The following is a 9,746-nucleotide window of genomic DNA, read 5'->3' on the forward strand; positions in this document are numbered from 1 at the left end:
ATGAGGTACCGAGGAGGTCAGGGCCTGGCGCGTCGCCACGCGCGGAACGCGAACCACCAGGCCACCGCGAACCCCAGCAGCACCAGGGACGGCACGATTCCCGGTTGCGGCGACGACAGTTCGGCGACCGCACCGACCACTGCCATCACCGTGAACACCGTCAGGAAACCGAGGAGCATTTCGAGCTGCTGACGGCGGGGCAACCGTCTCACGACTTGACGCCGCCCGCGGTCAGTCCCGAGATGATGCGGCGCTGGAAGACCAGAACCATTACCACGAGCGGCACCATCACGAGGGTGCCACCGGCCATGATCGACGCGTACGGCGTGACATAGGGGTCGTTGCCGGTGAACCGGGCCATCGCCACCGTCACCGGTGCCGTGCGCTCGCTCGAGAGCTGCGACATCAGCAGGTACTCGTTGACCGTGGCGATGAACGCCAGGATGGCGGTGGTGAACAACGCCGGCGCGGCGAGCGGAAGCATGATGAGGCGGAACGCCTGGCCGCGTGTCGCGCCGTCCATGCGCGCGGCCTCCTCGAGTTCCCACGGCAACTCCGAGAAGAACGACGTGAGCGTGTACACCGTCAGCGGCAGCACGAACGAGATGTTCGGGATGATGAGCGCCTGGTAGCTGCCGATCCAGCCGATGTCGGTGAACAGCTGGAACAGCGGCGTCACCAGGGCGACGACGGGGAACATCGACGCGCCCAGGATGATGCCGGTGACGAAATACTTGCCCCGGAAGTCGAATCGCGACAGCGCGTACGCGGTGAATACGCCGATGAGCAGAGCGATCGCGGTGGTGGCACCCGCGATGATGACGCTGTTGAGCAGCGCCCGCGAGAAGTTGACCTTCGCGTCGGGGTCGAGTGCGTCGGCGAAGTTCTGCAGGGTCGGGTTGGTGGGCCACAGCGACGTGCTGAAGGTGTCCGCGGGATCACGCAGAGCGGTGACGATCATCCAGTAGCAGGGGGCCAGGCCCCACACCACGATCAGTGCCACCCCGAGATAGGTGCCGAACGAGCGCCACCCGGCCCGGCCGGCGCCGGCGCGCGCGGGGGGAACCGGGACGGTGGGCGATTTCTCGGGGATGACGGTGTCTGTGGCGCTCATGCCACGTCTCCCTTCCGCTGCTTTTCCTGCGTGCTGACCGCGTTGGCGCCGAGGAACCGCACCAGGACGAACGCGACCCCGAAGATGATGAGGAAGGTGATCGTCGACAGTGCCGACGCCGAGTTCGCACCCTGCCGCATCTGATCGACGACGAGCACCGAGATGGTCGAGGTCGCCGGGTTGGAGCCCATCATGATGGCGGGCAGGTCGTACATGCGCAGCGCATCCATGGTGCGGAACAGGATGGCGACCATCAGCGCCGGCTTGACCAGCGGCAGCGTGATCTGCGTGAACCGCTGCCACGCGTTCGCGCCGTCGACCTTCGCCGCCTCGTACACATCCGACGGAATCATCTGCAGACCCGCGAGAACAAGGAGCGCCATGAACGGCGCGGTCTTCCAGACGTCGGCGACGATAATCGCGAAGCGAGCGGGCCACGGATCGGCGGTCCACAGGTAGTTCGTGCCGAGCAGCTTGTTGGCGATGCCGTCATTCGCGAATATGAAGAACCACAACTTCGCGGTGACCGCCGTGGGAATGGCCCACGGGATGAGCACCGATGCCCGCAGCAGGCCCCGGCCACGGAACGATTTCGCCATCACCAGCGCCATCGTGAAACCGACGATTGTTTCGAGCGACACGGTGACGACCGTGAAGAAGAACGTGTTGAAGATCGATTGCCAGAATTGGGAGCCGAGCGTGCCCGGCGGGCAGGGAATCGTCCCCGTGGCGGTACCGCAGGTCTGGGTGAGCCAGCGCGTGTAGTTCTCGATGCCCGTGAAGCCACCGGTGACGAATCGTCCGGTTTCGGGGTCGAGGGTTTTCGCGTCGCCGTGCAGCGACATCCATACCGCGCGTCCGAGCGGGTACAGGATGATGACCGCCAGGACGATCATCGACGGGGCGATGAACACCCAGATCGGTACGCGGCGACGAGTCGTCGCCGCCGTCACCGATGAACCCGGCGGCGTCGGGTATTCGGGTACACGATGCCGTCCGCCGACACGCCCGCGGCCGGGACTCGAAGTCCCGACCGCGGTGCCGTGCGGCGGATCCGCCGGTGTGTCTACCTGCGGTTCTGCCATCTACTTACTGCTCCTAGAGGATCAGTTACCGGCGGTTTCGATGCCGGCCCGGGTGTCGTCCAGAGCCTGTTGCACGCTCTTCTCGTCTCGGATGGCAGCGTAGGCGTTGTCGGCGATCGCCTTCGACACCTGCGAGTAGTACGGCGACGACGGACGCGGCTTGGCGCTTTCGAGGGCTTCCTTCAGCGTCGAGAAGTACGGGTACTGCTCGAGGATCGCGGGATCGTCGTAGACCTCCGCGAGCACCGGTGCGCCGCCGACCTCGGCGTAGTAGGTCTGCGACTTACGGGTCTGCATGAACTCGAGGAAGTCGCGCGCGGTGGCGGGAGCATCCGTGAATGCGCTGATGCCGACGTTGTAGCCACCGAGTGTGGAAGCACCCGGACCATCGACACCCGGCAGCACGGCGATGCCGTACTTGCCCGCGACCGACGACGACTCGCCGTCGGTGTAGAAGCCGGGCCACGTGCGCAGGAACATCGCCTCGCCGTTACCGAACGCGGTCTGGGACTCACCCTCGGTGTACGTCTGGGCGGCGGCGGGGATCGTGCCGTCCTTGAACGCGTCGACGATGAACTGCAGACCCTCGGTGGTGGAGTCGTCGATGGCCGGGGTCAGGCCGTCGTCCTCGACGAAGCTGCCGCCGAAGGCGTTGACGATCTCGGTGACGTTGACCGTCAGGCCCTCGTAGTTCTTGAACTGGCCGATGTAGCAGGCGATGCCCGCTTCCTCCGCCTTCGGGCACTCGCCCTTCAGCTCTTCCCACGTGGTGGGCGCCTTGTCGACGAGGTCGTTGCGGTAGTACAGGAACGCGCCGTTGGTGTTCTTCGGCGCGGCGTACAGGGTGCCGTTGTAGGTGGCGGACTCGACGGTCGCGGGCAGCAGACCCGACGTGTCGATCGCATTGTCGCCCTCGAGCGGCATCAGCCAGCCGTTCGCGGCGAACTCCGCGGTGTTGGTGACGTCGACGGCCACGAGGTCGTACTCGTCGCTGCGCGCCTGCATGCGCTGCGCGATGTCGTCGTACTGGTCGTTCGCTTCCGTCGCGAGCGGCTTGAACGTGACCTGCTCGTCGGGATGCTCGGCATTCCAGTCGGCGATGATGCTTTCGAGGGCTGCGTTCAAGGGGTCCTGCCCCTCGACGATGGTGATCGGGCCGCGGCCTTCCCCGGCGGCCGCGGTGCCGTCGCCGGCACCGGTCTCCGTGCCACTGCCGCCGTCGTCGGAGGAACATCCGGAGATGACCAGAAGCGATACCGCGGACGCGGCGATCGCAGCCCGGCGCATCGCCTTCGTATTCAGAACCATGAACCACTCCCGTGTGAGTCGGAAATACACTCGTCGGTAACCGCGGGGGCACCGACGCCGGCACTACTGTGGCACGGGCCACCGAGAAAAGTCGGCATTCCGCCCATCCTGAATCGGTTGTGTGTCGAGCAACGCCGCAGCGTTCAGCCGATTCGCCGTCCGTCGGACGTCTTGAACACATGCACCTGGTTCGGATCGAAACGCAGGTGCACCCGCTCGCCCTTCTGCGGCGGGTTCCGCCAGTCGCTGCGCGCGACGATCTCCTGCGAGCGTCCCCCGACCTTCGCCCTGCCGTACACGTACGCGTCGGAACCCAGCTCTTCCACGACGTCGACGTCCATCTCGAGTCCCTCGTTCGAAATCTCGAGGTGTTCCGGGCGGATGCCGAGCACCACTTCCGTCTCGGTGACCTGCCCGACGACGTCGCGCGGGACCGGTACATGCATGTCGCCGAAGGTGACACCACGGTCGAATACCGGCAGGGTGAACAGGTTCATGGCGGGCGAGCCCATGAAACCTGCGACGAACACGTTGGCCGGCTTGTTGTAGAGCACGCGCGGCGAAGCGCACTGCTGCAGAATGCCTTTTTCGAGCACGGCGACGCGGTCGCCCATCGTCATGGCCTCCACCTGATCGTGCGTGACGTACACCGTCGTGGTGTTGAGGCGCCGCTGCAACTGCGCGATCTGGGTGCGGGTCTGCACGCGGAGTTTCGCGTCGAGGTTGGACAGCGGCTCGTCCATGAGGAAGACCTGCGGTTGCCGCACAATCGCCCGGCCCATCGCGACGCGCTGACGCTGGCCGCCCGACAGTGCCTTGGGTTTGCGGTCCAGGAACTGTTCGAGGTCGAGCATTTTCGCGACCTCGACCACCCGCTCACGGATGTCCTTCTTCGGTATCTTCGCGAGCTTGAGCGCGAACCCCATGTTCTCGGCGACCGACATGTGGGGGTACAGCGCGTAGTTCTGGAACACCATCGCGATGTCGCGTTCCTTCGGATCCTGTCCGGTCACGTCGCGATCGCCGATGAGGATGCGTCCGGCATGCACCGGTTCGAGCCCGGCGAGCATCCGCAACGACGTGGACTTACCGCAGCCCGACGGCCCCACCAGGACGAGGAACTCGCCGTCCTCGATCTCGAGATCCAATGCGTCGACCGCAGGAGTGCTCGAACCGGGGAACAGGCATGTCGCCTTGTCGAAGGTCACCGAGGCCATCGCAGATCCTTTCCGAAGCGGACACGCACGTGCGGTACGGGAATCTACCGTGTGCCGCGCGTTTGTTCGGTGATCGGCACCACGTCGTCGTCACCCCACACCTGGATGCCCCGCAAGCCGGGTACGTCGCCGCGATGGAACACCGGGTTGCGTCCCTGTTTGCGCTGGGCCGAGTAGTTGTGGAACAGGGCGTAGGCGACGCCCGACAACGGGACCAGCGCAATCAGGTTGACGGTCGCCATGACGCCCATCGACAGGTCGGCCAGCGCCCACACGAGCGGCACCGAACCGATCGCGCCGAGGAACACGCACAGCACCACCAGCGACCGCAGGTAGGGCAGCGCCCTGCGTGAACCGGTGAGGAACTCGATGTTCGATTCGCTGTAGTAGTAGTTGCCGATGACAGACGTGAACGCGAGGAAGGAGATGAGGACCGCCAGGAAGTGGACGGTCCAATCGCCGAGTTGCAGTGCGAGCGCATTCTGGGTGAGTGCGGCGCCCTCGAGGCCCGAGCCGAATTCCGGCTCCGACAGCAGGATGATGAACGCGGTGATCGAGCACACGAGCCACGTGTCGAAGTAGACGCCGAGACTCTGTACGAGGCCCTGCTTGACCGGGTGCGACACCGACGCGGTTGCGCCGGCATTGGGCGCCGAACCCATACCCGCTTCGTTCGAGAACAACCCTCTCCGGATGCCGTTCATGAACGCCGCACCGAATCCGCCACCGGCGATCTCCCGGATGCCGAAGGCGTTATCGAATACCAGCCGGAACATGCCGGGGACCTCATCGATGTTGAGAACCACCACGATGACACCGAGGATCAGATACGCGGCCGCCATGACCGGCACGACCACCTGTGAGACCGCCGAGATGCGTCGCACCCCGCCGAAGATCACCACTGCGACGAGGATCGCGACGAGCGCCCCGATCCCGACCTGCAGCGCTGTCGTCTTCTCTCCGACGGAACTCGACACGGCATCGACGACCGAGTTGGTCTGGACCGCATTGAACACGAACCCGTAGGTGATCGTGATGATCACCGCGAAGATCATGCCCATCCAGCGTTTACCGAGGCCGTACTGCATGTAGTACGCCGGACCACCGCGGTAGGCACCCTTGTCGCGCACCTTGTACAACTGCGCAAGGGTGGACTCGACAAACGCGGTCGCCGCCCCGGCCAGCGCCATCATCCACATCCAGAACACCGCGCCGGGCCCGCCGATACTGATGGCGATCGCGACTCCCGCGACGTTGCCCGTCCCGACGCGGGAGGCAGCCGAGATCGAGAACGCGCGAAAGGCCGAGATCCCCGGTTCGCCGTCGGGCAGCGCTTCGGGTTTCTCCACGACCGAACGCAGCATGTCGGGGATCAACCGGATCTGGATGAACCGCGAGCGGAATGAGTAGTAGAGGCCTGATCCGACCAGCAGCGCAATGACGCCGTACCAGAACCAGTCGTTGATATCGGTGACGAAATCGACCACAGCATCCATTTCACAGATCCTGGACGGTCGCATGAAATCTCGCAGCCTTTCGGCGTTACAGCGCGTCGGTGGATGGTTCTACGCTCGTCTGCGTGAGTTCGGACAAGATGTTGACCCGCATCGGCGGCCTGCTGCGGCAGGCGGAGTCGACCGACAACCCCCACGAGGCCGATGCGTTTCTCGCCGCAGCCCAGCGGCTGGCGACGACAGCCTCGGTGGATCTGGCCATCGCACGCTCGCACACCGCATCGCGGGAGAGGCGCGCGACGCCCGTGCAGCGGCTCGTCACCATCGGTGAGGCAGGAAAGAAAGGACTGCGCACCTACGCGCAGCTCTTCCTGGCGATCGCCGGCGCCAACGACGTGCAGTGCGACATCACGTCGACCTCGACCGTCGTCTACGCCTACGGGTTCGCCGACGACATCGACGTGTGCGAGGCGCTGTATTCGTCCCTGCTCGTGCAGATGGTCCGCGCCTCCGACACCTACCTGCGCTCCGGCACGTATCGCAACGAGACGACGCTGCGCACCGTCGTGGAGCGACGCGGAAACCGGCAGGTGCGCACCCGTGTGCGGCGCCCCATCGCGCCGGTGACCGCGCGCCTGAATTTCCAGTCCGCGTTCGCGGCCCGGATCGGGGCACGGTTGGCGGAGACGAAACAGGACACCGAGCGCGATGCCGAGGTGTCGTCGCCGGGCACCGCGCTCGTCCTACGGGACAAGCAACTCGAGTTGCGCGACTTCTACAGCACTACGTCGGAGGCGCGGGGCAGCTGGCGCGGCAACCGGACCCCGACGGCGCGTTCTGCCGACGCGCAGCGCGCGGGCGACCGGGCCGGGCGCGAGGCCCGCCTCGGAAACGCACCCGAACTGCCCTCCGCACCGAGGACACTGGAACGGTGACCAGAATTCGGGACGCCCGCAAGTCCGCGGTGTACGAATCGGAGTCGATGGTGCGTTGCATGTTCGATCGTGCCGACGAGCGCGGCATTCGGACGGTCGAGGTGGGGGGTTCCCATCTCACATTGCCCATCGAACGCCGTTTCGCGTCGATCGAATCGGTGCAACACTATGTCGATTCGGTACTGGCGCTGGGATGGGTGCGCGACCGATGGCCACGGGCCGCGGTTCCGGTGCGGGTGCGCACCCGCGCGGGCAACACCGCCGCGCACTACGAGAGCGACTGCGCGACGATCGCATTGCCCGCCCATCATGCGAACCACGCGTGGGCATTTCGGGAACTTGTGGTGCTGCACGAGCTTGCGCACCATCTCGATCCTCAGGACCCCGACGACCCGACAGAGCCGGCTCACGGCCTCGAGTTCGTCGAGCGGCTTCTCACGTTGGTAGGCGAGATCATCGGGCCCGAAGCGGCATTCGCGCTCAGAGTTACCGGCATTACTACGTTTGGATAAGTACCAGCGTTCCGACCCGAGGGCGCAATCGGACCGATTGCTTTACCGATCCATCTCCATAACCGCGTCGTATCTTTACTTTGCAACGCCCTGCGCCAAGAAAGAGCTAGGAACCCGAAAAGCCTGAGTAATCAGGATGATTCACTCTGTTCACCGCCCTGCCCCTCGCCTGATCGTCCACTCCAACGCGACTCGAGGGCTACGGCATTTGCCGTAGTGTTGTCTACATCACAGTTGGACGTGTCGAGTGCACGCTGCACAGACATCCGCGCCCGCAGCGAAACCGCGGCGCGTCACACTCGCGAAGGAGAAACGGTGATAAATCCCGGAGCACAAGTCGCTGTAGGCGTGGGGATCGGATACTTCCTGGGCCGCACAAAGAAAATGCGAATGGCACTGATGCTCGCCGGCGCCGGTGTCACGGGCAAACTGCCCAGCAATACACAGGAACTCCTGCAGCGCGGCACTTCCATGCTCGGTTCGTCCCCGCTCGGTTCGTCCCCCGAGGTTCTCAAACTCACCGAATCCATTCGGGGCGAGTTGATGAACGCCGCACGCGCGGCTGCCGTGACGGCGGCGAGCAATCGTATCGACGCCCTCAACGAGCGACTGCAGAACCGGTCCGCCAAGTCTTCTGCCGACGAAGCCGAGCAGGACTACGACGAGGAATACGACGAACCTCGCGACGATGACGAGACGACCGAGGACGCCGAGTACGAGGACGAAGCCACCGACGAAGGTACTGACGCAGGCGACGATTCGGACACGGATACTGCCGACGCCGACGCCGACGCCGACACAGAATCCGAACCGCAGCGACCGGCTGCACGCCGGCGCTCCACACGGACTCCTGCCCGACCGCGCGCGACACGTAAAGCCGCAGCAGCCGATTCCGCCGACTCGGACGGCGAGGACACCAAAAAACCGAGGCCGCGCAAACGCGCTGCGCGTGCCGAGGGATCGACATCCGGTCGTGCTCCGGTGCGTCGCACAGGAAGGTGAGACCACATGACGAAGTCGTTGAAGGATCTACCCACCGACGTGACCGGTGCGGTGGGGAAGGCCGGTAAGACTGCGACGAAGACCGCGGGCCGCACGGGTCGCGCCGCGACCGGAGCTGCGACCGGAACCGTGAAGAAGGCAGGAGAATCCGTCCAGGAGGGGGCCGGTACCGGTGGCGGGCTGCTGAAGTCGTTGCAGAACCTCGGAGGCACCCTCGCCGAGTCGACATTGTCGAAGGTGTCGGACAGAGTCTCGGGCACGACCGGGCGGCTGCAGGACTACGCCGAGGGTGGGGGCGGAAACCTCGTGAGCGCCCTGACCGGCACCGAGAAGGACGACTCGGAGGACGGTGAAAGCACCGGATTCGGGCGTCTCAAAGAGGCCGCAAAAGACAAGTTCGAGAACGTCAAGGATGCGGTCACCGGCGGCAAGGGTAAGGGTGGCGGCGGCAAGAAGATCAAACTCACCAACATCGTCGAAAGTATCGATGTGGGTGTGCCGCTCGACTTGGCATACGACCTGTGGACCCAGTTCGCCGACTGGCCCAAGTTCATGAAGAAGGTCGAGCAGGTCGAACAGGTCCAGGACGAGAAACTGCAGTGGACCGGCAAGGTGTTCTGGTCGCGCCGGAACTGGGAATCCACGATTCTCGAGCAGGTCCCGTTCGAGCGAATCGTGTGGCGTTCCAAGGGCGGAAAAGGTTACATCGACGGCGCGGTCACGTTTCACGAACTGGTCCCGGGGCTCACCCGGATCGTCCTGATCCTCGAGTATCACCCGCGCGGGTTGTTCGAACGTACCGCAAACCTGTGGCGTGCGGTGGGACGCCGATCTCGGCTGGAACTCAAGCACTTCCGTCGACACGCTATGACCGAGGCCGTGCTCCATCCCGACGACGTGGTGGGCTGGCACGGAGAAATTCGCGAGAGCGAGGTAGTCAAGGACGACGAGACGGCCCGGCAGGAAGAAGAGGAAGAGGCAAACGCCGCCGAAGGGGACGGAGAAGACTTCGCCGAGGGTGACGAAGACACCGGCGAAGGCGACGAAGAAGACCTCGCCGAAGGTGACGAAGACACCGGCGAAGGCGACGAAGAAGACCTCGCCGAGAGTGACGAAGAC

10 protein-coding genes are annotated in these 9,746 nt (G+C 64.9%); 4 read left to right on the plus strand and 6 right to left on the minus strand.

Annotated elements, in window-relative coordinates:
• Positions 1-17 precede the first annotated feature (17 nt).
• The 6 genes from Q8814_RS11040 to Q8814_RS11065 form a co-directional block, all read right to left on the minus strand.
• Positions 18-212 carry a hypothetical protein gene (locus tag Q8814_RS11040; RefSeq protein ID WP_330152060.1) on the minus strand — a complete coding sequence of 65 codons (195 nt, stop codon included), beginning with the start codon at positions 210-212 and terminating at the stop codon, positions 18-20.
• Positions 209-1,114: a carbohydrate ABC transporter permease gene (locus Q8814_RS11045; protein WP_330152061.1), complete on the minus strand. Its 906-nt coding sequence runs from the start codon at positions 1,112-1,114 to the stop codon at positions 209-211. The genes Q8814_RS11040 and Q8814_RS11045 overlap by 4 nt, the downstream gene beginning before the upstream one ends.
• Positions 1,111-2,199 (minus strand): carbohydrate ABC transporter permease, encoded by a 1,089-nt coding sequence (locus Q8814_RS11050; protein WP_330152062.1) that lies wholly within the window; start codon positions 2,197-2,199, stop codon positions 1,111-1,113. The genes Q8814_RS11045 and Q8814_RS11050 overlap by 4 nt, the downstream gene beginning before the upstream one ends.
• A gap of 21 nt (positions 2,200-2,220) precedes the next feature.
• The gene (locus Q8814_RS11055; RefSeq protein WP_330152063.1) at positions 2,221-3,507 is read right to left on the minus strand and encodes an ABC transporter substrate-binding protein; all 1,287 of its coding nucleotides are present in this window, start codon (positions 3,505-3,507) and stop codon (positions 2,221-2,223) included.
• 143 nt (positions 3,508-3,650) lie between these two features.
• Positions 3,651-4,724: an ABC transporter ATP-binding protein gene (locus Q8814_RS11060; protein ID WP_330152064.1), complete on the minus strand. Its 1,074-nt coding sequence runs from the start codon at positions 4,722-4,724 to the stop codon at positions 3,651-3,653.
• Between the two features lie 44 nt (positions 4,725-4,768).
• Positions 4,769-6,220: an alanine/glycine:cation symporter family protein gene (locus tag Q8814_RS11065; protein ID WP_330152065.1), complete on the minus strand. Its 1,452-nt coding sequence runs from the start codon at positions 6,218-6,220 to the stop codon at positions 4,769-4,771.
• 83 nt (positions 6,221-6,303) lie between these two features.
• Here Q8814_RS11065 and Q8814_RS11070 point away from each other — a divergent pair, with 83 nt between their 5' ends.
• The 4 genes from Q8814_RS11070 to Q8814_RS11085 form a co-directional block, all read left to right on the plus strand.
• Entirely contained in the window at positions 6,304-7,113 is an 810-nt protein-coding gene (locus Q8814_RS11070; protein ID WP_330152066.1) for a DUF2786 domain-containing protein, read from the plus strand.
• Positions 7,110-7,625, plus strand: a complete 516-nt coding sequence (locus tag Q8814_RS11075; protein ID WP_330152067.1) for a TIGR04338 family metallohydrolase — start codon at positions 7,110-7,112, stop codon at positions 7,623-7,625. The genes Q8814_RS11070 and Q8814_RS11075 overlap by 4 nt, the downstream gene beginning before the upstream one ends.
• A 390-nt stretch (positions 7,626-8,015) precedes the next feature.
• Positions 8,016-8,627: a hypothetical protein gene (locus tag Q8814_RS11080; protein WP_330152068.1), complete on the plus strand. Its 612-nt coding sequence runs from the start codon at positions 8,016-8,018 to the stop codon at positions 8,625-8,627.
• A gap of 6 nt (positions 8,628-8,633) precedes the next feature.
• Positions 8,634-9,746, plus strand: a 1,113-nt coding sequence (locus Q8814_RS11085; RefSeq protein ID WP_330152069.1) for an SRPBCC family protein, incomplete at its 3' end; no start/stop codon positions are given.

Source organism: Rhodococcus chondri (assembly GCF_036327435.1).
Classification (GTDB): domain Bacteria; phylum Actinomycetota; class Actinomycetes; order Mycobacteriales; family Mycobacteriaceae; genus Rhodococcus; species Rhodococcus chondri.